The sequence below is a fragment of the Streptomyces sp. LX-29 genome, from assembly GCF_029541745.1.
In the GTDB taxonomy this organism is placed as follows: Bacteria; Actinomycetota; Actinomycetes; order Streptomycetales; family Streptomycetaceae; genus Streptomyces.
In genome coordinates, this window is record NZ_CP089746.1 from 2,360,601 (window position 1) to 2,382,047 (window position 21,447).

The 21,447-nt window shown below is 72.5% G+C and carries 20 protein-coding genes; 9 read left to right on the top strand and 11 right to left on the bottom strand.

Annotated features, from left to right (window positions below):
- Positions 1 to 419: 419 nt before the first annotated feature.
- Positions 420 to 1,385 (bottom strand): tetratricopeptide repeat protein, encoded by a 966-nt coding sequence (locus LRS74_RS09930; RefSeq protein WP_277740661.1) that lies wholly within the window; start codon positions 1,383 to 1,385, stop codon positions 420 to 422.
- 282 nt (positions 1,386 to 1,667) lie between these two features.
- Between LRS74_RS09930 and LRS74_RS09935 the strand changes: the two genes are divergently transcribed.
- On the top strand, positions 1,668 to 2,366 hold the full coding sequence (locus tag LRS74_RS09935) for a TetR/AcrR family transcriptional regulator (RefSeq protein ID WP_277740662.1): 699 nt from the start codon (positions 1,668 to 1,670) through the stop codon (positions 2,364 to 2,366).
- Positions 2,367 to 2,369: 3 nt separating this feature from the next.
- Here LRS74_RS09935 and LRS74_RS09940 read toward each other — a convergent pair whose 3' ends face one another.
- The 6 genes from LRS74_RS09940 to LRS74_RS09965 form a co-directional block, all read right to left on the bottom strand.
- Positions 2,370 to 4,070, bottom strand: a complete 1,701-nt coding sequence (locus LRS74_RS09940; RefSeq protein WP_277740663.1) for a methylmalonyl-CoA mutase family protein — start codon at positions 4,068 to 4,070, stop codon at positions 2,370 to 2,372.
- Positions 4,071 to 4,153: 83 nt separating this feature from the next.
- Positions 4,154 to 4,480 carry a DUF3817 domain-containing protein gene (locus LRS74_RS09945; RefSeq protein ID WP_277740664.1) on the bottom strand — a complete coding sequence of 109 codons (327 nt, stop codon included), beginning with the start codon at positions 4,478 to 4,480 and terminating at the stop codon, positions 4,154 to 4,156.
- 54 nt (positions 4,481 to 4,534) lie between these two features.
- The gene (locus LRS74_RS09950) at positions 4,535 to 5,044 is read right to left on the bottom strand and encodes a MarR family transcriptional regulator (RefSeq protein ID WP_277740665.1); all 510 of its coding nucleotides are present in this window, start codon (positions 5,042 to 5,044) and stop codon (positions 4,535 to 4,537) included.
- Between the two features lie 123 nt (positions 5,045 to 5,167).
- Entirely contained in the window at positions 5,168 to 5,470 is a 303-nt protein-coding gene (locus LRS74_RS09955; RefSeq protein WP_277740666.1) for a hypothetical protein, read from the bottom strand.
- Positions 5,471 to 5,584: 114 nt separating this feature from the next.
- A complete protein-coding gene (locus tag LRS74_RS09960) occupies positions 5,585 to 5,878 on the bottom strand; it encodes an MTH1187 family thiamine-binding protein (RefSeq protein ID WP_014176340.1) in 294 nt (97 codons plus the stop codon).
- Complete coding sequence (locus tag LRS74_RS09965) at positions 5,875 to 6,219, bottom strand: DUF3817 domain-containing protein (RefSeq protein ID WP_277740667.1); 345 nt, start codon at positions 6,217 to 6,219, stop codon at positions 5,875 to 5,877. Before LRS74_RS09965 ends, LRS74_RS09960 begins: the two co-directional genes overlap by 4 nt.
- A 120-nt stretch (positions 6,220 to 6,339) precedes the next feature.
- Here LRS74_RS09965 and LRS74_RS09970 point away from each other — a divergent pair, with 120 nt between their 5' ends.
- From LRS74_RS09970 to LRS74_RS09985, 4 genes are all read left to right on the top strand, one after another.
- Positions 6,340 to 6,978, top strand: coding sequence for an AIM24 family protein (locus LRS74_RS09970; protein WP_277740668.1), 639 nt, complete (start codon positions 6,340 to 6,342; stop codon positions 6,976 to 6,978).
- A complete protein-coding gene (locus tag LRS74_RS09975; protein WP_277740669.1) occupies positions 6,978 to 7,628 on the top strand; it encodes an AIM24 family protein in 651 nt (216 codons plus the stop codon). The genes LRS74_RS09970 and LRS74_RS09975 overlap by 1 nt, the downstream gene beginning before the upstream one ends.
- Complete coding sequence (locus LRS74_RS09980; RefSeq protein ID WP_277740670.1) at positions 7,625 to 8,320, top strand: AIM24 family protein; 696 nt, start codon at positions 7,625 to 7,627, stop codon at positions 8,318 to 8,320. Before LRS74_RS09975 ends, LRS74_RS09980 begins: the two co-directional genes overlap by 4 nt.
- A gap of 94 nt (positions 8,321 to 8,414) precedes the next feature.
- A complete protein-coding gene (locus LRS74_RS09985) occupies positions 8,415 to 8,882 on the top strand; it encodes a MarR family transcriptional regulator (RefSeq protein ID WP_144381580.1) in 468 nt (155 codons plus the stop codon).
- A gap of 270 nt (positions 8,883 to 9,152) precedes the next feature.
- Here LRS74_RS09985 and LRS74_RS09990 read toward each other — a convergent pair whose 3' ends face one another.
- Both LRS74_RS09990 and LRS74_RS09995 read right to left on the bottom strand, forming a co-directional pair.
- Entirely contained in the window at positions 9,153 to 10,631 is a 1,479-nt protein-coding gene (locus LRS74_RS09990; RefSeq protein ID WP_277740671.1) for a HAMP domain-containing sensor histidine kinase, read from the bottom strand.
- Positions 10,624 to 11,286 carry a response regulator transcription factor gene (locus LRS74_RS09995; RefSeq protein WP_277740672.1) on the bottom strand — a complete coding sequence of 221 codons (663 nt, stop codon included), beginning with the start codon at positions 11,284 to 11,286 and terminating at the stop codon, positions 10,624 to 10,626. The genes LRS74_RS09990 and LRS74_RS09995 overlap by 8 nt, the downstream gene beginning before the upstream one ends.
- Before the next feature lie 129 nt (positions 11,287 to 11,415).
- On the opposite strand from LRS74_RS09995, the gene LRS74_RS10000 reads away from it, so the two are divergent.
- Entirely contained in the window at positions 11,416 to 11,877 is a 462-nt protein-coding gene (locus LRS74_RS10000; RefSeq protein WP_277740673.1) for a PepSY domain-containing protein, read from the top strand.
- A gap of 96 nt (positions 11,878 to 11,973) precedes the next feature.
- Here LRS74_RS10000 and meaB read toward each other — a convergent pair whose 3' ends face one another.
- Both meaB and LRS74_RS10010 read right to left on the bottom strand, forming a co-directional pair.
- The gene (gene meaB, locus LRS74_RS10005; RefSeq protein WP_277740674.1) at positions 11,974 to 12,930 is read right to left on the bottom strand and encodes a methylmalonyl Co-A mutase-associated GTPase MeaB; all 957 of its coding nucleotides are present in this window, start codon (positions 12,928 to 12,930) and stop codon (positions 11,974 to 11,976) included.
- Between the two features lie 212 nt (positions 12,931 to 13,142).
- Positions 13,143 to 14,354, bottom strand: a complete 1,212-nt coding sequence (locus tag LRS74_RS10010) for an acetyl-CoA C-acetyltransferase (protein ID WP_277740675.1) — start codon at positions 14,352 to 14,354, stop codon at positions 13,143 to 13,145.
- 140 nt (positions 14,355 to 14,494) lie between these two features.
- On the opposite strand from LRS74_RS10010, the gene mce reads away from it, so the two are divergent.
- The 3 genes from mce to LRS74_RS10025 all read left to right on the top strand — a co-directional run bounded on the left by mce (position 14,495) and on the right by LRS74_RS10025 (position 21,332).
- Positions 14,495 to 14,935, top strand: coding sequence for a methylmalonyl-CoA epimerase (gene mce / locus LRS74_RS10015; RefSeq protein ID WP_277740676.1), 441 nt, complete (start codon positions 14,495 to 14,497; stop codon positions 14,933 to 14,935).
- A 264-nt stretch (positions 14,936 to 15,199) separates the two neighbouring features.
- Positions 15,200 to 19,483 carry a polarized growth protein Scy gene (gene scy / locus LRS74_RS10020; protein WP_277744685.1) on the top strand — a complete coding sequence of 1,428 codons (4,284 nt, stop codon included), beginning with the start codon at positions 15,200 to 15,202 and terminating at the stop codon, positions 19,481 to 19,483.
- A 913-nt stretch (positions 19,484 to 20,396) separates the two neighbouring features.
- Complete coding sequence (locus LRS74_RS10025; protein WP_144381572.1) at positions 20,397 to 21,332, top strand: cellulose-binding protein; 936 nt, start codon at positions 20,397 to 20,399, stop codon at positions 21,330 to 21,332.
- The last annotated feature ends 115 nt before the right edge of the window (positions 21,333 to 21,447 follow it).

Here is a 21,447-nt window from a genome sequence, read left to right on the forward strand (position 1 = left end):
CCGAGCGACAACCACTGGCCACGCTCTCGCGCAACCTGCTGGACAGGCCCTGCCGTCCTGGCAGAGACCCCCCTGTCCAAGGCCGGCGCCACTGCCGCCGGCCTCGCCCGGTGGGGACCCACCGCACCGCCGCGCCGACCGGCTGCCGGGCGTCGGGGATGGACCGAGCTTGGCCGATCGTGGTCCATTCCCGGCTGAGGCACAAGGGGTTCATTACTAGCGAGTAACGAACGGATAACCGGACTCCTGCGACGCCATGGAGAGTGGACACACACGGTCGCCGGAGCAACGCGGGAAAGATGGGGAGATATACCTCAAGAACCCATAAAGAGGAGGCAGTTATTTACTGCCAGTAACAGCGGCCGCGATTACCAAGTTTTGGTAAAGCGCGGCCGCCGTACGGTGTGGAGAAGCTGCGGTCAGAACAGGACGCGGGCCAGCGCGCTACGGGCGGTGACCACGCGCGGGTCGTCCGCTCCGATCACCTCGAACAGCTCCAGCAGATGCACCCGCGCCCGCTCGCGGTCCTCACCCACGGTGCGCCGCACGGTGTCGACCAACCGCCCGAAGGCGTCCTCCACATGGCCGCCCACCAGGTCGAGGTCGGCGGCGGCGAGCTGCGCCGCCGTGTCGGTCGGACGGTCGGCGGCCGCGGTGCGGACCGCCTGCGCGTCCATCCCCTGCACCCGCTCCAGCAGTTGGGCCTGGGCCAGGCCCAACGCGGCCTCGGCGTTGCCGGGGTCGTCGACGAGCACGTTCTGGTACGCCCGGACGGCGCCGCTCAGATCACCGGCATCCAGCGCGTCGTGCGCGGCGGAGAGCGCGCCGTCGTGCGGGCCGGCCGGCCGCGCCGGGGCGGTCGGCTCCTCGCCCTGCGCGTCCGGGTCGACCGGCGCGCCGACGATGCCGAACTGCTGCTCGGCGGCGGCGATCAGCTGGTCCAGCACCTGGCGGATCTGCCCCTCGGGCGCGGCGCCCTGGAAGAGGGGCAGCGGCTGGCCGGCCACCACCGCGAAGACCGCGGGGATGCCCTGCACGCCGAACTGCTGGAAGAGCATCTGGTTGGCGTCGACGTCGATCTTGGTGAGCACGAACCGCCCGGCGTACTCCTGGGCGAGCCGCTCCAGCACCGGACCGAGCTGCTTGCACGGCTCGCACCACTCCGCCCAGAAGTCGATGACGACCGGGACCTCGGTGGAGCGCTGCAGGACCTCCTGCTGAAAGCTCGCCTCGTCGACGTCGACGACCAGACGGGAGGGGGCGGCGGAGACGCCGTTGCGCGCGGCGGCGGCGCGTGCCTGCTCCGCCTTCTGCTTCGCTTCCCCGGCCGCCTTCACCGCGGCGAGGTCGACCACTCCACTCATGGACATGTTCCGTGGCTGCATGAGTACATCCTCCCCCTTCCGCGCGGTCTTCGGAAAAGTACGGCAAAAGCGCGGTCGATACGTCGGTACACGCGATAGGTCCCCACGCGGGCGTGCGAGGTCGCTATCCGGGCAAGACGAAGTTGCTGCGCCGGGTCCCCACCTGGCGCCAGTGGCTGTCGCTCTTACGCTACGAGCCGTAGCGTAACTGCAACGCGGCCCCGCGCGCGCCCCCGCCTCGGTGATCTGCCTCACGGATTCCGGCCGGCGGCAGCTGAGCTACTGACGGGTATCGTCACGGCCATGACCCCGTCCACCCCGCGCACCGGCGCCGCACGCCCCGGCCGCCCTCGCAGCGCCGAGGCCGACCGGGCCATCCTGGAGGCGACTCGCGCCGCGCTGGTGGAGCTCGGCTGGTCCAAGTTGACCATGGGCGATGTCGCGGCGCGCGCCGGGGTCGCCAAGACCACGCTGTACCGCCGCTGGGCGAGCAAGCACGAGCTGGTGGTGGACGCGGTCGCCGCGGTCTTCGAGGAGAACCTGGACCTGCCCGACCTCGGCAGCCTGCAGGCCGACATCGAGGCCGTGGTGCTGCAGTTCGCCGCGCTGCTGGAGCGCCCGGAGACCGGCATGGCGCTGATGGCGGTGGTGGCCGAGGCCACCCGGGACGAGGACCTGCGGCAGCGGATCCGCACCGCCCTGGTCGAGCGTCAGAAGTGTCTGGTTCTGCTCGGTCGGGAGCGCGCCCAGGCGCGCGGCGAACTGCCGCGCGAGGAGTCCCCCGAGGTCTCCGCCCGCACCGTCGACCTCATCTTCGACGTGATCGCGGGGGCCGTGGTGCACCGCGCGATGGTCAGCGCGGAGCGGGTGGACGAGGAGTGGGTGCGGGCCTTCGCCACCCTCCTCATCCACGGACTCGCCGCCGCGGCGGGGGCCATCCCCGCCACGACGGCGAACGACCCCGCCGCGGAGCGCGGGGGCGACGACCCCGCGGCGGGCTGAGCCTCAGAAGCCGGCCGGCTCCGTGTAACCGCCCCACTCCTCGCGCAGGGCGCCGCAGATCTCGCCGAGCGTGGCCTCGGCGCGGACCGCGTCCATCATCGGCGCGATCATGTTGGAGCCGTCCCGGGCCGCGGCCACCATGTCCTTCAGCGCGGCCTCCACCCGGGCGTCGTCGCGGGCCGACTTGCGGGCCGCCAGCTCCCGCACCTGCTCCCGCTCGACCTCGTGGCTGACCCGGAGGATCTCCAGGTCGCCGGTGACCGAGCCGTGGTGGCAGTTGACGCCGACGACCTTCTTCTCGCCCTTCTCCAACGCCTGCTGGTAGCGGAAGGCGGACTCGGCGATCTCGCCGGTGAACCAGCCGTCCTCGATGCCCTGGAGGATGCCGGAGGTCATCGGCCCGATGGGGTGCCGGCCGTCCGGCACCGCGCGCCGGCCGCGCTCCTTGATCTGGTCGAAGATCTTCTCGGCGTCGGCCTCGATCCGGTCGGTCAGCGCCTCCACGTACCAGGAGCCGCCCAGCGGGTCGGCGACGTTGATGACGCCGGTCTCCTCCATCAGCACCTGCTGGGTGCGCAGCGCGATCTCGGCGGCCTGCTCGCTGGGGAGGGCGAGGGTCTCGTCCAGGGCGTTGGTGTGCAGCGAGTTGGTGCCGCCCAGGACGGCGGCCAGCGCCTCGACGGCGGTGCGGACCACGTTGTTGTACGGCTGCTGCGCGGTGAGCGACACGCCGGCCGTCTGGGTGTGGAAGCGCAGCCACTGCGCCTTCTCGCTCTTCGCGCCGTACACGTCCCGCATCCAGCGGGCCCAGATCCGACGGGCCGCGCGGAACTTGGCGATCTCCTCGAAGAAGTCGAGGTGCGCGTCGAAGAAGAAGGACAGGCCGGGGGCGAAGACGTCCACGTCCAGGCCGCGGGAGAGGCCCAGCTCCACATAGCCGAAGCCGTCGGCGAGGGTGTAGGCCAGCTCCTGCGCGGCCGTGGCGCCCGCCTCGCGGATGTGGTAGCCGGAGACCGAGAGCGGCTTGTACGCCGGGATGCCCGCGGCGCAGTGCTCCATCAGGTCGCCGATCAGGCGCAGGTGCGGCTCGGGCGGGAAGAGCCACTCCTTCTGCGCGATGTACTCCTTGAAGATGTCGGTCTGGAGGGTGCCGTTGAGTACGGAGGTGTCCACACCCTGCCGCTCGGCGGCGACCAGGTACATGCAGAACACCGGCACCGCCGGCCCGGAGATCGTCATCGAGGTGGTGACGTCGCCCAGCGGGATGTCCTTGAACAGGACCTCCATGTCGGCGGCCGAGTCGATGGCGACGCCGCAGTGGCCGACCTCGCCCAGCGAGCGGGGGTCGTCGGAGTCCCGGCCCATGAGGGTGGGCATGTCGAAGGCCACCGAGAGGCCGCCGCCGCCCGCGGCCAGGATCATCTTGTAGCGCTCGTTGGTCTGCTCGGCGTTGCCGAAGCCGGCGAACTGGCGGATGGTCCAGGTCCGGCCCCGGTAGCCGGTCGGATACAGGCCACGGGTGTACGGGAACTCACCGGGCCAGCCGATCCGCTCGAAGCCCTCGACGGAGTCACCCGGGGCGGGGCCGTAGACGGGCTCGACGGGATCTCCGGAGAGCGTGGTGAAGTCGGCGTCGCGCTTGCGCGCGGAGTCATACCGAGCCTGCCAGCGCCGGCGGCCCTCTTCGATCGCGTGAGCGTCCATGCCTTCGAATTTACTAGGACGTCCTAGTAAATGTCGATGGCTGACCGCCGTACGTGTGTACGGCGGTGTGGCGCGTGCCGCGGTCAGACCTGGGCGACCGCGGGGGAATCGGTCTCGATCAGCGGCTTGACCTCGCGGGTCACCCGCGGCTCGACGAAGAAGGCGGCGACCGGGATACAGCCGACGAGCAGCACCCAGAGCAGCTTGCCCATCGGCCACTTCGCCTTGGAGCCCAGATCGAAGGCGAAGATCACGTAGATGATGAAGAGCACGCCGTGGATCTGCGAGATCACCATGGTGTCGCCGGTCTCGAAGCCGTACTTCAAGATGATCGCGCCGGTGAAAACCAGCAGCCACACGGCGGTGACGTACGCCATCACGCGGTAGCGAGTCAGCACATTCTGCTTCATGCCGATGAGCGTAACGACCCGAATTGCGCGATCTTCGAGCGGGTCGCCCCCCGCTCACCGCTGGGTGAAGTCCTCGGCCGCGATCCGCAGCGGCCGCAGCATCGAGAAGATCTCCACGCACTCCTCGTCGGAGTACGCCCCGAGCCCGAAGTCCATCTCCATCAGGTCGCGGGTGGCCGCCTCGACGACCTCACGCCCCTTCTCGGTGATCGAGGCGAGCGTGCCGCGGCCGTCGTTGGGGTTGGGCCGCTTGTCCACCAGACCCGACTTCACCAGCCGGTCGACGGTGTTGGTGACCGAGGTCGGGTGCACCATCAACCGCTCGCCGATCTTGGACATGGGGAGCTCCCCGGCCTTGGAGAAGGTGAGCAGCACCAGCGCCTCATACCGGGGGAAGGTCAGGCCGTACGGCTTGACCACCGCGTCCACCTGCGCCAGCAGGATCTGCTGCGCCCGCATGATCGAGGTGATGGCGGCCATGGACGGCACGGCTCCCCAGCGCTGCTTCCAGAGCTCGTCGGCGCGGGCGATGGGATCGAAGGGCAGACTCAGCGGTTTGGCCACGGATACGACCCTACCGGCCGGTCATATGCCGGGCGGCTGAGTCTCGCTAAATGGACGGGCGGGGATCGGCCCGCGCGGGAAGGACCGTGGCGAGATGCCGCCCCTCCCGCGCGGGCGGTGGCCTCAGTCCCCGTCGCGGAAGAGATCCTCAACCGTGGAGACGGTGAGCGCGCGGTCCAGCCAGCGCCCCAGACGCTCCAGGTCGGGGCAGTCGGCGATGGTCCTGCGCTGTTCGGGAGTGGTGAGGATCCCCCGATGGTCCAGCACCCGCTGGATCGCCTGCGCGCGCTCCTCCTTCCGCCCCTTGGCCCATCCCTCGGCCTTGCCCTCCAGGAAGGTCTGCTCGATGAGTGTGCCCCTGCCGGGGAAGTACGTACGCGGCATCAGCTTCCTCCAGGTGTCTCCCGCCGGGGTGTGCCGCTTCATGGTGTGAAGTGACCATGAAACGACCGTAGGACCGGAAAAGCACCGAACGGGTGGTCGCCCAGAGGCGACCACCCGTTCGAGTGAGGATGGTTGGACGCGCCGCGCGTCCGTCGGCTACGCGGACAGGTGCCGTTCGACCGTTTCGACCTTGGAGGTCAGACCGTCGGTGACGCCCGGGCGGATGTCGGCCTTCAGGACGACCGAGACGCGCGGGGCGCGGGCCTCCACGGCGGCGACGGCGCGCTTGACGACGTCCATGACCTCGTCCCACTCGCCCTCGATGGAGGTGAACATCGCATCGGTGCGGTTCGGGAGCCCGGACTCGCGGACGACGCGCACGGCGTCGGCGACGTACTCCCCCACGTCCTCGCCGACGCCCAGCGGGGTGACCGAGAACGCGACGATCATGCGTTGACGATGCCTTCCTTGCGGGCCCGGGCGGCGATCACGCTGGCCTCGGCCTCGCGCTTCAGCATGCGCTCGGCGAAGAAGCCACCGGCGGGCAGGACGGCGAGCGCGAAGTAGATCGCGGCGGTCTTCAGCGACCACTTGGTGCGGTTCCAGGCGTCCAGCCAGAAGAGCACATAGAGGATGAACAGCACGGCGTGCACCCAGCCCATCGGCTTCACCGCGTTGAACTCGGTGGTGCGCTTGAGTACCGAGCAGACGAGCAGCAGCAGGAAGGACACGGCCTCGGGCGCGGAGACCAGTCGGAGCCGACGCAGCGCGGTGGCGGTCTTGAAGTCCATGGAGCGGGCACCTTCGGTGGCGGGGGGCGATGGGACAGCAGCTTGTGCTTGGGTTCACAAGCTCGATCCATTGTCGCAGCCACCCCGACGATCACCGCCCGGGGGTCTACCGTCGGATCCGTGGCTCAGTTTCGGCTCCAGGGGAGCAAGGTGCTCGCCGTCGACATGACCGGGGACTCCGTGCGGGCGAAGAACGGATCCATGGTCGCGTACGAGGGCGAGATGACCTTCAAGAAGAAGACCGGCGGGGGTGAGGGGCTGCGCGGCATGGTGACGCGGCGGCTCACCGGCGAGCAGATGGACGTCATGGAGGTGAGAGGGCATGGCACCTGCTACTTCGCTGACCGCGCGAGCGAGATCAACCTGGTGACGCTGCACGGGGAGAAGCTCCATGTGGAGGCGAGCAACCTGCTGTGCGCGGACGCGGCGCTGCGCAGCGGCACCACCTTCACCGGGCTGCGCGGCTCCTCCCAGGGCAACGGCCTGTTCACCACCACCGTCGAGGGGACGGGCCAGGCGGCGATCATCTCCGACGGCACGGCGGTGGTGCTGCGGGTGACCCCGCAGACCCCGCTCCAGGTCGACCCGGGCGCGTACATCGCGCACACCGGGAACCTCAAGCAGCACTTCCAGTCCGGGGTCACCTTCCGCACCGTCATCGGCGAGGGCTCCGGCGAGTCGTTCCAGATCCGCTTCGAGGGGGACGGCCTGGTCTACGTGCAGCCGAGCGAGCGGAACACGATCGGGGGCGAGACCTGATGGCCTTCACGGCGCTCAACTCGCGGATGGTCCAGGCGCAGCTGGCGCCGGGGCAGAAGCTGTTCAGCCAGCGCGGCGCGATGCTGGCCTACCAGGGGGACGTGCGGTTCACCCCCAGCGTCACCGGCGGCCAGGGCGGGGTGCTGGGCATGATCGGGCGGCGGGTCGCCGGCGAGGCGACCCCGCTGATGGTCGTCGAGGGCAGCGGCACGGTGATGTTCGGCCACGGCGGCCACCACGTGCACGTCGTCGACCTGTGGGGCGAGACCCTCCACGTGGAAGCCGACCGACTGCTGGCCTTCGACGGCACGCTGCGCCAGGGCACGATGTTCCTGGGCGCGCAGGGTGGGGTGATGGGCATGGTGCGCGGTCAGGTCACCGGCCAGGGCCTGTTCACCACCACCCTGGAGGGCAACGGTTCGGTGGCGGTCATGGCGCACGGCGGGGTGATCGAGCTCGGGATCACCCCGGGCCGCCCGGTCCACGTCGACCCGCAGGCGTACGTCGCGCACCGCGGCGAGGTGCGCAACCGGCTCTCGACCGCGATCGGCTGGCGGGAGATGGTGGGCCGCGGCTCGGGCGAGGGCTTCCAGCTGGAGCTGTCCGGCACCGGCACGGTGTACGTCCAGGCATCGGAGGAGAAGCTGTGAGCGGTCCGGCCGTCAGCGGTCCCGTCATCCACGACGCGCACTCGCTCCCGACCAACGACAACGTCAACCCGTACGCCTTCAGCGTGGCGCTGGACGGCCAGTGGTTCCTCCAGAAGGGGAAGATGATCGCCTACTACGGGCAGATCGACTTCCACGGCGTGGGGCTCGGCCGGCTGGACCGGCTGATCGCCGGCAGCTTCCACTCACCGCTGCACGCCGCGGACTGGGTGGTGGCCGAGGGACGGGGCAAGATGGTGCTCGCGGACCGGGCGTTCGACGTCAACTCCTACGACCTGGACGACGGCAACCTGACCATCCGCTCCGGCAATCTGCTGGCCTTCCAGACCTCGCTGGCGCTCAAGCAGTCCATCGTGCCGGGCTTTCTCACGCTCATCGGCACCGGCACCTTCGTGGCGGCCTCCAACGGCCCGGTGGTCTTCGTCGAGCCGCCGATCCGGGTGGATCCCCAGGCGCTGGTCGGCTGGGCGGACTGCCCCTCCCCCTGCCACCACTACGACCACCAGTACCTGCGGGGCTTCCTCGGCGGCATCCGCGCGCACACCGGGTGGGGTGGAGCCTCGGGCGAGGAGCACCAGTTCGAGTTCACCGGCGCGGGTACGGTGCTGCTCCAGTCCAGCGAAACGGTGATGCCGGAGCAGCCGACGGGAGCGAGCGGGGGTACCGGTTCGTAAGCGACAGCGTGCGGAGTGTAACGTCGAACGAGTGACCTCTAGTCCGACACATCCATTGGTTCGAAATTCAACTTCTCTAGGTAGAATACATCCTATGGAGACCGAGAACGGCACACGCTGGCTCAGCGACGACGAACAGCGCGCCTGGCGTGCCCATCTGGACGTCAGCAGGCTGTTGATGCACCAGCTCGAACGTGACCTCCAGCCATTCGGTCTGACCAACAACGACTACGAGATCCTGGTCAACCTCTCCGAGTCCGAGGACCACCGGATGCGGATGAGCGACCTCGCCGCGGCCACGCTCCAGTCCAAGAGCCGGCTCTCCCACCAGATCACCCGCATGGAGAACGCCGGTCTGGTGCGCCGCGAGAACTGCGAGTCCGACCGGCGGGGACTCTACGCCGTGCTGACCGACCACGGCTGGGAGACCATGCGCACCGTCGCGCCGCACCATGTCGCCTCCGTACGCAGGCACTTCATCGACCTGCTGGACCCCGCCGACCTCCAGGCCCTGCGGGCGTCGCTGACGCCGGTGGCGGACCACCTGCGCAACCAGCGGTAGCCGCCTCGCCCCGTGGGCGGCCACGACCGGTGAGGGGTGCCCCTCGCGCTCCCGGGCGAGGGGTCGCCCCTCGGGCTCGTCGTCGCTACGACGGTGGGTTCGGCACCGCCGGGCTCCACCGTCGTGGCCGGTCGCCGTTGCGGCGGGATGCGGGGGGGTACCCACCACGCCGGCCTGCGCCGCGCTGGCACGCGGCATGGGGACACCCTCGGCTCCCGCCGCCCGGCTCCGCCGTCGCCGTGCACCCTCCCCGGGGGTGACCGGGGCGGGTCAGGAGCGCTCCTCGGGGAGGCGGAGTTCGAACAGGGCCCCACCGGTGGGGGACTCGCGCAGCGTGAGGTCTCCGCCGTGGCGGCGGGCGACGTCGCGGGCGATGGCCAGGCCGAGGCCGGCGCCGCCGTCGTCGCGGGCGCGGGCGTCGTCCAGCCGGACGAAACGCTCGAAGACGCGCTCGCGGTCGCCGGGCGGCACGCCGTCGCCGTCGTCGGCGACCGACAGCACCACCGCGGGCCGCTCGCCGGCCACCCGCCGCAGCTCCACCCGCACCTCGCCCCGCGCATGCCGCTGGGCGTTGTCCAGAAGGTTGCCCAGCACGCGCGCGAGCTGGCTGTGCGAGCCGGCGACCTCCACCCCGGGCAGCTCGCCGGTGCGTACCGGAACGCGGTCGCCGACGCGCTGGGCGAGCTCCTCGCGCACCAGCTGGGCCAGTGCCACCCGGGCGGCCGGCGGCGGGCGCTCGCCGGCGTCCAGCCGGGCCAGCAACAGCAGGTCGGCCGCCAGCCGCTGGAGCCGCACCACGTCCTCCACGGCCCCGTCCACGTCCAGCAGCTCGGGGTGCGCGGCCCCCACCTCCAGCTGGGTGCGCAGGCTGGCGATGGGCGAGCGCAGCTCGTGGGAGGCGTCGGCGACGAACCGCCGCTGCCGCTCCACGGCCGTCTCCAGCGCGGCCAGCGTCTCGTTGGTGGTGCGCGCCAGCGCCGCGACCTCGTCCCGCGCCTCCGGCTCCGGAACCCGACGCGTCAGGTCCGTGCTCGCCGTGATCGCGGCCATCTCGCGCCGGATCCCCTCGACCGGCCGCAGCGCCCGCCGCGTCACCAGCCAGGTCACGGCCGCCACCACCGCCAGCAGCAGCGGCAGCCCGATGAGCATCGCGTCGCGCACCGAGCCGACCGCGTTCCGCTCGGTGGCCAGCGGCGCCCCGGCGTAGACGGTGACCGCCACCCCGTCCGGCGTGGCCGCGCGCACCGCGGCGAAGCGGTAGTCACCCGACTCGCCGTCCACGGCGGCGGAGCCGGTGGTGAAGCGCACGTCCTTGGAGATCTCCCCCGGGCCGGCGGGCGCCTCGTCGTCGGTATCGTCGGCATCGTTTTCGGCCCCGTCGTCATCGCGGTCATCGCGGCCGGAGCTTTCGTCGGCCGGCGCCGGCGGGGCGCTCGTGGGCCGTACGGAGGCGCTGCCGGTCCCGTCGATCGCCTCCAGGTCATCGCTGACCGCCCGTACCCGCCCCGCCTCGTCCACCACCTGCACCGGCGGCTCCTCGTCCAGCGAGAGTCGGTCGAAGGCGGTGCCGGTGGCGATCCGCGCGGCGACCTGACGCGCGTCGACGTGAGCCTGAAGCTGCGTCTGGTCGCGCAGGTTGGCCCGGAGCACCCCGAGCACCGCCAGGCCGGCGGCGACCAGGGCGACGGCGACCACCAGCGTGGCCCCGAGCGCGGCCCGCGCCCGGACGGAGCCGAACCACCTAGCCACCGCTCACCAGCCGATAGCCGGCGCCGCGCACGGTCTCGATCAGCCCGGGCCCCAGCTTCCGGCGCAGGGCGCTGATGTAGACCTCGACGATGTTGGGATCCCCCTCGTAGGCGAAGTCCCAGACGTGCTCCAGGATCTCGGCCTTGGAGACGACCTCTCCGGGGCGCACCGCCAGCTGCTCCAGGACCGCGAACTCCTTGGCGGTCAACTGCACGGCCGTCCCGTCCCGCTCCACCCGCCGGGCGCCGCGGTCGACCGCCAGCCGCCCCAGCCGCAGCACGGGCGAGGCGCCGGGCCCGCGGCGGCGCAGCAGCGCGCGCACCCGGGCCAGCAGCACGACGTACGAGAACGGCTTGGTGAGATAGTCGTCGGCTCCGGTGTCCAGCCCCTCGGCCTCGTCGTACTCCCCGTCCTTGGCGGTCAGCATCAGGATCGGCACCTCGTGGCCGGCGGCGCGCAGCGCCGAGCAGACCCGGTAGCCGTTCATGCCGGGCAGCATGATGTCGAGGACGACCAGGTCGTACGTTCCCGTGCCCGCGCGGTGCAGCCCTTCCAGCCCGTCGTGCACCACGTCCACGGCGAAGCCCTCGGCCGTCAGCCCCCTGGCCAGGGACAACGCGAGCCGCTTCTCATCCTCCACGATCAGCAAACGCATGCGCCCACGATGCCAAACCCGACCTGAAGAGCCCTTCAGGCTCCTTCAGCCTGGCTTCAGCATCCGCCCGGCACGGTGGTGACACCTCGTTCGGACCACCGGGGTTCGAACGGCTCGGGAGGAGCAACCATGAAGCGCAACATCGTCATCGCCGGCATCGTCGTGGCCGTCCTCGTCGGCGGCGGCACGGCCACGGCCTTCGCCGTCGCGGGGGACGACCCGCACGTCTCCGCGCCGTCCGTCACCGCCGACCGCGACGACGACCGGCACGACGACCGCGACGACGACCGGCGGGAGGACCGCGACGACCAGCGGGAGGACCGCGCGGAGTCCGCCGAGGACCGCGCGGAGGCCAGCGCCGAGCTCGCCGCCCTCAAGGGCGCGCGGATCGACGCTGCCGAGGCCGCCCGCGCCGCCGCCTCCTACGGCACGGTCACCTCGGTCGACCTCGACGACGAGGGCGCGCGGCACGCCTGGGAGGTCGAGGTCCAGGGCAAGGACCGCAAGGAGCACGAGCTGCGCGTGGACCTGAAGACGGGCAAGGTCACCCAGATCACGGACGCCGAGCGGGGCGACGACTCGGACGACTGACCCGTCCGACGCCACCGCCGGTACACCCCCCTCGGCGGCGGAAGAGGGCGCCCCCGGGCCCCGCGGGCCCGGGGTGACCGGCTCCACCGGGCCGGATCAGCCCTGCGTGAGCCCGTCCACCAGCTCGTCCGCCGCCGCGTACGGATCCAGCTCGCCGCCGACGATCCGCTCCGCCAGCGCGTCCAGCCGCCGGTCGCCGTGCAGGTCGCCGATGCGCTGACGCAGGGCCGTCACGGCGATGGTCTCGACCTCGCCGGAGGCGCGCCGCAGCCGCCGCTCGGCGAGCACACCGCGCTCCTCCATCCAGGCGCGGTGCTTCTCCAGGGCCTCGACGACCTCGTCGATCCCCTCGGCGCGCGCGGCGACGGTCTTGACGATCGGCGGCCGCCAGTCGCCGGGGCCGCGGGACTCGCCGAGGCCGAGCATGTGGTTGAGTTCCCGCGCGGTCGCGTCGGCGCCGTCCCGGTCGGCCTTGTTGACCACGTAGAGATCGCCGATCTCCAGGATGCCGGCCTTGGCGGCCTGGATCCCGTCCCCCATGCCGGGGGCCAACAGCACCACGCTGGTGTCGGCCTGGGCGGCGATCTCCACCTCGGACTGGCCGACGCCCACGGTCTCCACCAGCACCACGTCGCAGCCGGCCGCGTCCAGCACCCGGATGGCCTGGGGGGCGGCCCAGGCGAGGCCGCCGAGGTGGCCGCGGGTGGCCATGGACCGGATGTAGACGCCGGGGTCGGAGGCGTGATCGCTCATCCGCACCCGGTCGCCGAGCAGCGCCCCGCCGGAGAACGGCGAGGAGGGGTCGACGGCCAGCACCCCGACCCGCTTGCCGGCCCGCCGATAGGCGGTGACCAGGGCGGACGTGGTGGTGGACTTGCCGACGCCGGGCGAGCCGGTCAGCCCGACCACGTAGGCGCCGCCGGTGAGCGGCGCCAACGCGGCCATGACCTCGCGCAGCTGCGGAGACGCCCCCTCCACCAGGGAGATCAGCCGGGCCACGGCTCGCGGCCGACCCTGGCGTGCCTGCTCCACCAGCTCGGGGACGTCAACCATCAGCGCTCCGTTCCACACACTCGTACGACTGACTACGACCGTTTCAGGACCGACCCTGCTACGTCAGTGCCGCTTCTGGCTACATCCGTGCCACTTCCGGTCCGCTCTGCTCCGTCAGCGCTCGCCGCGCCGCGCCACCGGAGGCCGCTCGGCGCCACGCCGAACCACTCGGCGCCGCGCCGCGTTACCCGGCACGGCGCCGAGCGCCCCTGTCACTTCTGCGGCACTCGGATGATCAGCGCGTCGCCCTGACCGCCGCCGCCGCAGAGCCCGGCCGCGCCGACCCCGCCGCCGCGCCGCTTCAGCTCCAGCGCCAGGTGGAGCACGAGCCGGGCGCCGGACATGCCGATCGGGTGACCCAGGGCGATCGCACCGCCGTTGACGTTCACCTTTTCGGAGGAGACTCCGAGGTCCTTCATTGACTGGACGGTGACCGCCCCGAACGCCTCGTTGATCTCGATGAGGTCGAGGTCCTCGACGGACAGGCCCTCCTTGCCGAGCGCGTGCAGGATCGCGTTGGACGGCTGCGACTGGAGCGAGTTGTCCGGGCCGGCCACGTTGCCGTGGGCGCCGATCTCGGCGATCCAGTCCAGGCCCAGCTCCTCGGCCTTGGCCTTGCTCATGACCACGACCGCGGCGGCGCCGTCGGAGATCTGCGAGGAGGAGCCGGCGGTGATCGTCCCGTTCTTGTCGAAGGCGGGGCGCAGCTTGGCCAGGCTCTCGACGGTGGTGTCGCCGCGGATGCCCTCGTCCTTCGAGAAGATCACCGGTTCGCCCTTGCGCTGCGGGATCTCCACCGGGGTGATCTCGGCCTCGAAGATCCCGTTCTTCTGCGCCGCGGCGGCCCGCTGCTGGGAGAGCGCGGAGACCTCGTCCTGCTCCTCCCGCTTGATGCCCAGCCGGCTGTTGTGGCGCTCGGTGGACGCGCCCATCGCGATGCCGTCGAAGGGGTCGGTGAGCCCGTCGTACGCCATGGCGTCGAGCATCTCGATCGCGCCGTACTTGTAGCCCTCACGCGACTTGGGCAGCAGGTGCGGCGCGTTGGTCATCGACTCCTGGCCGCCGGCCACGATCACGTCGAACTCGCCGGCGCGGATGAGCTGGTCGGCCAGCGCGATGGCGTCCAGGCCGGAGAGGCAGACCTTGTTGATGGTCAGCGCGGGCACGTTCATCGGGATGCCCGCCTTGACCGCCGCCTGCCGGGCCGGGATCTGGCCGGCGCCGGCCTGCAGCACCTGCCCCATGATCACATACTGCACCTGGTCGCCGCCGATGCCGGCCCGGTCGAGGGCCGCCTTGATGGCGATGGAGCCGAGGTCCGTCCCGGAGAAGGAGCGCAGGCTGCCGAGCAGGCGGCCCATGGGCGTCCGGGCGCCCGCGACGATCACGGAGGTAGAACCATGGGAACCAGAACCAGAGGTCATGGTGCTGCCCCTTCCACGAGAAGAAGGAAGTTAACGAGGGTTACCGTCAATGTACTGAGCGGTACCCGTCGGGTCACCGGGCCGTAGGTGTGATCGCGCGCACGTTGCGTAATCGGAGCCGCGAGCGGTGGACTGGGACCATGCTGACGCGAATCGACCACATCGGGATCGCCTGCTTCGACCTCGACAAGACCGTCGAGTTCTACCGTGCCACGTACGGCTTCGAGGTGTTCCACAGCGAGGTCAACGAGGAGCAGGGCGTGCGCGAGGCCATGCTGAAGATCAACGAGACCTCCGACGGCGGCGCCTCCTACCTGCAGCTGCTCGAACCGACCCGCGAGGACTCCGCGGTCGGCAAGTGGCTGGCCAAGAACGGCGAGGGCGTGCACCACATCGCCTTCGGCACCGCGGACGTCGACGGGGACTCGGAGGCCATCCGCGAGAAGGGCATCCGGGTCCTCTACGACCAGCCGCGGCGCGGCTCCATGGACTCCCGCATCACCTTCCTCCACCCCAAGGACTGCCATGGCGTGCTGACGGAACTGGTGACGGCCGCGCCACCCACCGGGGCGGAGCACTGACCTACCCCTTCCCCTGCCGGTAGAGTGCAGGCTCGGCCGGGGTGCGGGAACGGGAGACGGGATCAGCTACGGGGCCCGGCCCAAGCTTTGCCGATGATCTGACACCATTTCTTCGGAAGGGCCAGCTCCGTTACGACCTCACGTACGAGAAGTACGCAGGAACGGAGCCGGCTGCCAACGCGACCAGGGGACGGATGGGACCGCGCTGTGCGGGGCTACGACCGCTACGAGCCTGACGACCACCTCGCGAAGTTCGAGGCCGAGATGGAGCGGCTGAAGACGGAGCGGGAGAAGGCCGTCCAGCACGCCGACGACCTCGGCTACCAGGTCGAGGTGTTGCGCGCCAAGCTGCATGAGGCGCGCCGCACCCTGATGACCCGTCCCGCCTACGACAGCGCCGATCTCGGCTACCAGGCCGAGCAGCTGCTGCGTAACGCCCAGGCGCAGGCCGACCAGATCCGCGCGGACGCCGAGCGTGAGGTGCGGGACGCCCGCGCCCAGACGCAGCGGCTGCTCCAGGAGCACGCCGAGCGACAGGCGCGGCTGGAGTCCGAGCTGCACGCCGAGGCGGTGGCCCGGCGGCAGCGGCTGGACGAGGAGCTCGCCGAGCGGCGCTCCACCGTCGAGTCGCACGTCAACGAGAACGTGGCCTGGGCCGAGCAGTTGCGGGCCCGCACCGAGGCGCAGGCCCGCCGACTGATGGACGAGTCGCGGGCCGAGGCCGAGCACGCGCTGGCGACCGCCCGCGCGGAGGCGCAGCGGCTGGCGGAGCAGACCCGGCAGCGGATGGGCTCCGAGGCGGAGGCCGCGCGCGCCGAGGCGGAGGCGATCCTGCGCCGCGCCCGCAGCGACGCCGAGCGCATGCTCAACGCGGCCGGGGCGCAGGCCCAGGAGGCCACCGACCACGCCGAGCAGCTGCGTTCCGCCACCACCGCCGAGTCCGACCAGGCACGGCAGCAGGCGGCCGAGCTGACCCGGACCGCCGAGGCCCGGATGCAGGAGGCCGACGAGGCGCTGCGCCGGGCGCGGGCGGAGGCCGAGAAGCTGCTCGCCGAGGCCAAGGACGCGGCGACCCAGCGGCTTTCGGCCGCCGAGACCGACAACGAGCAGCGCAGCCGCACCGCCAAGGTGGAGATCGCCCGGCTGGTGGGCGAGGCCACCAAGAGCGCCGAGGCGCTCAAGGCCGAGGCCGAGCAGGTGCGCGACGACGCCCGCGCGGAGGCGGAGCGGGTGCTCGCCGAGGCGCAGGAGGCCGCCCGCGCGAAGGCCGCCGAGGACTCGGCGGCGCAGCTGGCCAAGGCCGCCCGTACCGCCGAGGAGGTGCTGACCAAGGCGTCCGAGGACGCCCGCGCCACCACCAGGGCGGCCGCCGAGGAGGCCGAGCGGCTGCGGCGGGAGGCCGAGGCGGAGGCGGACCGGCTGCGTGCCGAGGCGCACGACACCGCCGAGCAGCTCAAGGGCACCGCTCAGGACGACACCAAGGAGTACCGCGCCAAGACCGTCGAGCTCCAGGAGGAGGCCCGACGGCTGCGCGGCGAGGCCGAGGCGCTGCGCGCGGAGGCGGCCGAGGAGGGCGAGCGGATCCGCGCCGAGGCGCGCCGCGAGGCCGTCCAGCAGATCGAGGAGGCCGCCGGCACCGCTGAGGAGCTGCTGACCAAGGCCAAGGCGGACGCGGAGGAGACCCGCACCGGCGCCACCGCCGAGAGCGAGCGGGTGCGGTCCGAGGCCGCCGAGCGCGCCTCGGGGCTGCGCAAGCAGGCCGAGGAGACCCTGGAGCGGGCCCGTGAGGAGGCCGAGGAGCTGGTCTCCACGGCCGAGGAGCAGGCCGGCCGGGTGCGGTCGGAGGCGGCGGACGCCGCGGCGCGGCTGCGCGAGGAGACCGAGGCGGCGCTGACCGCGCGGCGCACCGAGGCCGAGGCCGAGCTGTCCCGGCGGCACCAGGAGGCGGAGGCGCGGGTCGCCGCCGCCGAGGAGGCGCTGCGCGAGGCGCGGACCGAGGCGGAGCGGCTGCGCCGGGAGGCCGGCGAGGAGACCGAGCGGCTGCGCGGCGAGGCCGCGGAGCGCATGCGCGCCCTTCAGGAGCAGGCCGAGGCGGAGGCCGACCGGCTGCGCGCCGAGGCCACCGAGGACGCCTCCACCGCCCGCGCCGAGGGCGAGGCGGCCGCGGGCCGGCTGCGCACCGAGGCGGCCGCGGAGGCCGAGCGGCTGCGCACCGAGGCGCAGGAGAGCGCCGACCGGGTCCGCGCGGAGGCCAAGGCCGCCGCCGAGCGGCTGGGCGCCGAGGCCGCCGAGGCGCTGGGCGCCGCCCAGGAGGAGGCCGCCCGGCGCCGCCGCGAGGCCGAGAAGCTGCTGGGCGACGCGCGCGACGAGGCCCAGCAGGAGCGTGAGCGGGCCCGCGAGCAGAGCGAGGAGCTGCTGGCGACCGCCCGCAAGCGGGTCGCCGAGGCACAGGAGGAGGCGCAGCGGCTGGTCGACGAGGCCGAGGAGCGCGCCACCGAGCTGGTCGCCGCGGCCGAGCAGACCGCCCAGCAGGTGCGGGACTCCGTCACCGGGCTGCACGAGCAGGCCGAGGAGGAGATCGCCGGGCTGCGCTCGGCGGCCGAGCACGCGGCGCAGCGCACCCGCACCGAGGCGCAGGAGGAGGCGGACCGGGTCCGCGCCGACGCGCACGCGGAGCGGGAGCGGGCCGCCGAGGACGCCGTCCGGCTGCGCGCCGAGGCCCAGCAGGAGCTCGAGGCCGCCGAGTCGCTGGCGGAGCGTACGGTCACGGAGGCCATCACCGAGGCGGACCGGCTGCGCACCGAGTCCCGCGAGGAGGCCAACAAGCGGCGCACCGACGCCGCCGAGCAGGCGGACCTGCTGGTCACCGAGGCCACCAACGAGGCCGAGCGGCTGCTCGCCGACGCCACCGCGGAGGCGGAGCGGCTGCGCGCCGAGGCCGAGCGGCTCACGACCGAGGCGCGGGAGGCGGCCAACAAGCGGCGCACCGACGCCGCGGAGCAGGCGGACCGGCTCATCGCCGAGGCCACGAACGAGGGCGAGCGGCTGGTCACCGCGGCCACGGCGGAGGCGGAGCGGCTGGTCTCCGAGGCCACCGGCGAGGCCGAGCGGGTGCGGGCCGAGGCCGAGCGGATGGACACCGAGGCGCGCGAGGCCGCCAACAAGCGCCGCAGCGAGGCCGCGGAGCAGGCCGACCGGCTCATCGCGGAGGCCGCCAAGGAGGCGGAGAAGCTCACCTCCGAGGCCACGAGCGACGCCAAGCGGATGCGCGCCGAGGCCGAGCGGGTGGTCTCCGACGCCAACGCACGGGCGCAGCAGCTGCGCACCGAGGCCACCGACGCGCGCGCCACCGCCGAGCAGGACGCCGCGCGCACCCGCGCGGACGCGCGCAGCGACGCCAACAACATCCGTTCGGAGGCGGCGCAGCAGGCCGACCGGCTGATCACGGAGGCCATCAACGAGGCGGACAAGCTCACCTCCGAGGCGCGCGAGGACGGGAACAAGCGCCGCGCGGAGGCCGCCGAGCAGGCCGACCGGCTCATCGCCGAGGCGACGGACGAGGCCGAACGGCTGCGCAGCGAGGCCGCCGAGGCGGTCAACTCCGCCCAGCAGCACGCCACGCGCACCCGCGCGGAGACCGAGAAGGCCGCCACCGCGGCGGCCAAGGAGGCCGAGCGACTGGTCGGCGAGGCGCGCGCGGAGGCGGAGCGCACCGGCGACGCCGCCCGCGAGGACGCCAACAAGCGCCGCGCGGAGGCCGCCAAGCAGGCCGACCGGCTGGTCAGCGAGGCCAGCAGTGAGGCCGAGCGGCTCGCCAAGGAGGCCCAGGAGGCGGCGCTGCGCACCGCCACCGCCGCCGAGGAGCAGGCGGACACGATGGTCGGCGCCGCCCGCAAGGAGGCCGAGCGCATCGTCACCGAGGCGACCGGCCAGGGCACCGGCATCGTGGAGAAGGCCCGCGCGGACGCCGACACCATGCTGGCCGAGGCCCGCGGGGACGCCACCGCGATAAGGGAGCGCGCCGACGAGCTGCGCGCTCGCGTGGAGTCCGAGGTGGAGGAGCTGCACGAGCGGGCACGCCGCGAGTCGGCCGAGCAGATGAAGGCCACCGGCGAGCGCGTCGACAAGCTGGCCGCGATGGCGACGGCCCAGCTGGTGGAGGCCGAGGAGAAGGCGAAGCAGATCGTCTCGGACGCCGGCAGCGAGGCCAACAAGGTCCGCATCGCCGCCGTCAAGAAGGCGGAGTCGCTGCTCAAGGAGGCCGAGCAGAAGAAGGCCGACGCCACGCGCGACGCCGAGCGGATGCGCGCCGAGGCGCGCGACGAAGCCCGGCGCATCGTCGAGGAGGGCAAGCGCGAGCTGGAACAGCTGGTGCGCCGCCGCGAGGACATCAACGCCGAGATCTCCCGCGTCCAGGACGTGCTGGAGGCCCTGGAGTCCTTCGAGGCCCCCTCCGGCGGGGGCAAGGGCGGCAAGGACAACGGCAATGTGAAGGCGGGCGCGGGCGCGGGCTCCGGCCGCTCGGGCGGCAAGTCGTCAGGCTCCTGACCGGTGGCCCCGGGACCGACGGTCCCGGGGCCCCGCACCACCGCCGAACGCCCCACCCCGCCCCACCGGGGGTGACCGGCGCCCCACCACACCGGAAAGCCGGACGACCGCCCGGACGGGCCCAACCACCACGGTCCCGACCGCACCGGGACGCGCAGCGCCCGGACCACCGCCCGGACGGCCGAGCCACCACGGCCCCCGACCACACGCGCGCCGGATCACCCACGGCCCCCACCACACGCGCGCCGGACGGGCTGGATCACCACGACCGGCGGCCACACGCGCGCCGGATCACCGCGACCGGCGACCACACGGCGCCGGAGCACCGCACCACCGGTCCCGTAGCCACACACCAGCACCGAACGAACCACCCCGCATGGGGGTTGCCCGACGGCGATATTTCGCCACTCACGGGGCGGTCTCGCCGTCCACCGCTCCGGCGGCGTCACCCGCGCGTGCACCGACCGTCGACAACGCGGGCGGCCCTCCTCTGCTAGGGAGGCGGCTGACCGGCCGTTCGGGTGGCGCGAGCCCGGGCCGCGTGGGGCGGTATGCCCGTTCCCGGCCGGGATTTCCCCGCGTATCCGATGGGAAAATGTCGCCCGGACGGACGCAACAGGTCACCCGCATGGCGAGAATTCGTCACTCGGGCGGACGCGGTCGTTCATCTCCTCATACATGAACCCGCAAGCCGGCATGCGGAATACGGCCCGGCGGCGCAGCGAAGGCCGTCCCCGGGCCGCGCCGGGCGCGTATCGTCCCCGTCATCCCGGAGGGTGACAACTCGCGCGTAAAGCCGCCACTCAAAAGGCTGGACATTCTCCATATCAAACCGGCATTGACTCGATGACACGCCGCTTGGACCCCTAGGATTCCTTCTATCACCTCACCGGTCTCTTTCGACAGGAACCCCATGAGCGACACTTCCTCCCCCTTCGGCTTCGAGCTCGTGCGGCGTGGATACGACCGCGGTCAGGTGGACGACCGCATTACGAAGCTCGTCGCCGACCGAGACAGCGCACTGGCCCGTATCACCGCGCTCGAAAAGCGCATCGAGGAGCTGCACCTCGAAACGCAGAACGCGCAGGCCCAGGTCGCCGACGCCGAGCCGTCCTACGCCGGCCTCGGAGCGCGCGTCGAGAAGATCCTTCGGCTTGCCGAGGAGGAGGCCAAGGACCTGCGCGAGGAGGCCCGCCGCGCCGCCGAGCAGCACCGCGAGCTCGCCGAGTCGGCGGCCCAGCAGGTGCGCAACGACGCGGAGTCGTTCGCCGCCGAGCGCAAGGCGAAGGCCGAGGACGAGGGTGCCCGCATCGTCGAGAAGGCGAAGGCGGACGCGGCCACGCTGCGCGCGGAGGCGCAGAAGGACGCGCAGTCCAAGCGTGAGGAGGCGGACTCCCTCTTCGAGGAGACCCGCGCCAAGGCCGCCCAGGCCGCCGCGGACTTCGAGACCAACCTCGCCAAGCGGCGCGAGCAGTCCGAGCGCGACCTGGCCTCGCGTCAGGCCAAGGCCGAGAAGCGGCTCGCCGAGATCGAGCACCGCGCGGAGCAGCTGCGTCTGGAGGCCGAGAAGCTCCGCACCGACGCCGAGCGCCGGGCCCGGCAGACCGTGGAGACCGCGCAGCGCCAGGCCGAGGACATCGTCGCCGACGCCAACGCCAAGGCGGACCGGGTGCGCAGCGAGTCCGAGCGCGAGCTGGCGGCGCTCACCAACCGCCGCGACAGCATCAACGCCCAGCTGACCAACGTCCGCGAGATGCTGGCCACCCTCACCGGTGCCGCCGTCGCCGCCGCCGGCTCCCCCAGCGACGACGAGACCACCCGCGGGGTCCCGGCCCAGCAGGGTCGCTGACGCGCCGTACACCTGTCTGGCCGAGGGGCCCGCGCCATCACCGACGGTGGCGCGGGCCCCTCGTCGCCGTGGGCGCCCCGGCGCGCAGCGCCGCCTCAGCCGCTACGGCCGGCCA

Bases quoted from the DNA above. Each gene is read 5' to 3' on its own strand.
- LRS74_RS09995 (WP_277740672.1), bottom strand. From the start codon at position 11,286: ATGCGTTTGCTGATCGTGGAGGATGAGAAGCGGCTCGCGTTGTCCCTG.
- LRS74_RS09985 (WP_144381580.1), top strand. From the start codon at position 8,415: ATGGAGACCGAGAACGGCACACGCTGGCTCAGCGACGACGAACAGCGC.
- LRS74_RS09940 (WP_277740663.1), bottom strand. From the start codon at position 4,070: ATGGACGCTCACGCGATCGAAGAGGGCCGCCGGCGCTGGCAGGCTCGG.
- LRS74_RS10000 (WP_277740673.1), top strand. From the start codon at position 11,416: ATGAAGCGCAACATCGTCATCGCCGGCATCGTCGTGGCCGTCCTCGTC.
- LRS74_RS09955 (WP_277740666.1), bottom strand. From the start codon at position 5,470: ATGAAGCGGCACACCCCGGCGGGAGACACCTGGAGGAAGCTGATGCCG.
- meaB (WP_277740674.1), bottom strand. From the start codon at position 12,930: ATGGTTGACGTCCCCGAGCTGGTGGAGCAGGCACGCCAGGGTCGGCCG.
- mce (WP_277740676.1), top strand. From the start codon at position 14,495: ATGCTGACGCGAATCGACCACATCGGGATCGCCTGCTTCGACCTCGAC.
- LRS74_RS10025 (WP_144381572.1), top strand. From the start codon at position 20,397: ATGAGCGACACTTCCTCCCCCTTCGGCTTCGAGCTCGTGCGGCGTGGA.
- LRS74_RS09930 (WP_277740661.1), bottom strand. From the start codon at position 1,385: ATGCAGCCACGGAACATGTCCATGAGTGGAGTGGTCGACCTCGCCGCG.
- LRS74_RS09975 (WP_277740669.1), top strand. From the start codon at position 6,978: ATGGCCTTCACGGCGCTCAACTCGCGGATGGTCCAGGCGCAGCTGGCG.
- LRS74_RS10010 (WP_277740675.1), bottom strand. From the start codon at position 14,354: ATGACCTCTGGTTCTGGTTCCCATGGTTCTACCTCCGTGATCGTCGCG.
- LRS74_RS09965 (WP_277740667.1), bottom strand. From the start codon at position 6,219: ATGGACTTCAAGACCGCCACCGCGCTGCGTCGGCTCCGACTGGTCTCC.
- LRS74_RS09935 (WP_277740662.1), top strand. From the start codon at position 1,668: ATGACCCCGTCCACCCCGCGCACCGGCGCCGCACGCCCCGGCCGCCCT.
- LRS74_RS09960 (WP_014176340.1), bottom strand. From the start codon at position 5,878: ATGATCGTCGCGTTCTCGGTCACCCCGCTGGGCGTCGGCGAGGACGTG.
- scy (WP_277744685.1), top strand. From the start codon at position 15,200: ATGGAGCGGCTGAAGACGGAGCGGGAGAAGGCCGTCCAGCACGCCGAC.
- LRS74_RS09945 (WP_277740664.1), bottom strand. From the start codon at position 4,480: ATGAAGCAGAATGTGCTGACTCGCTACCGCGTGATGGCGTACGTCACC.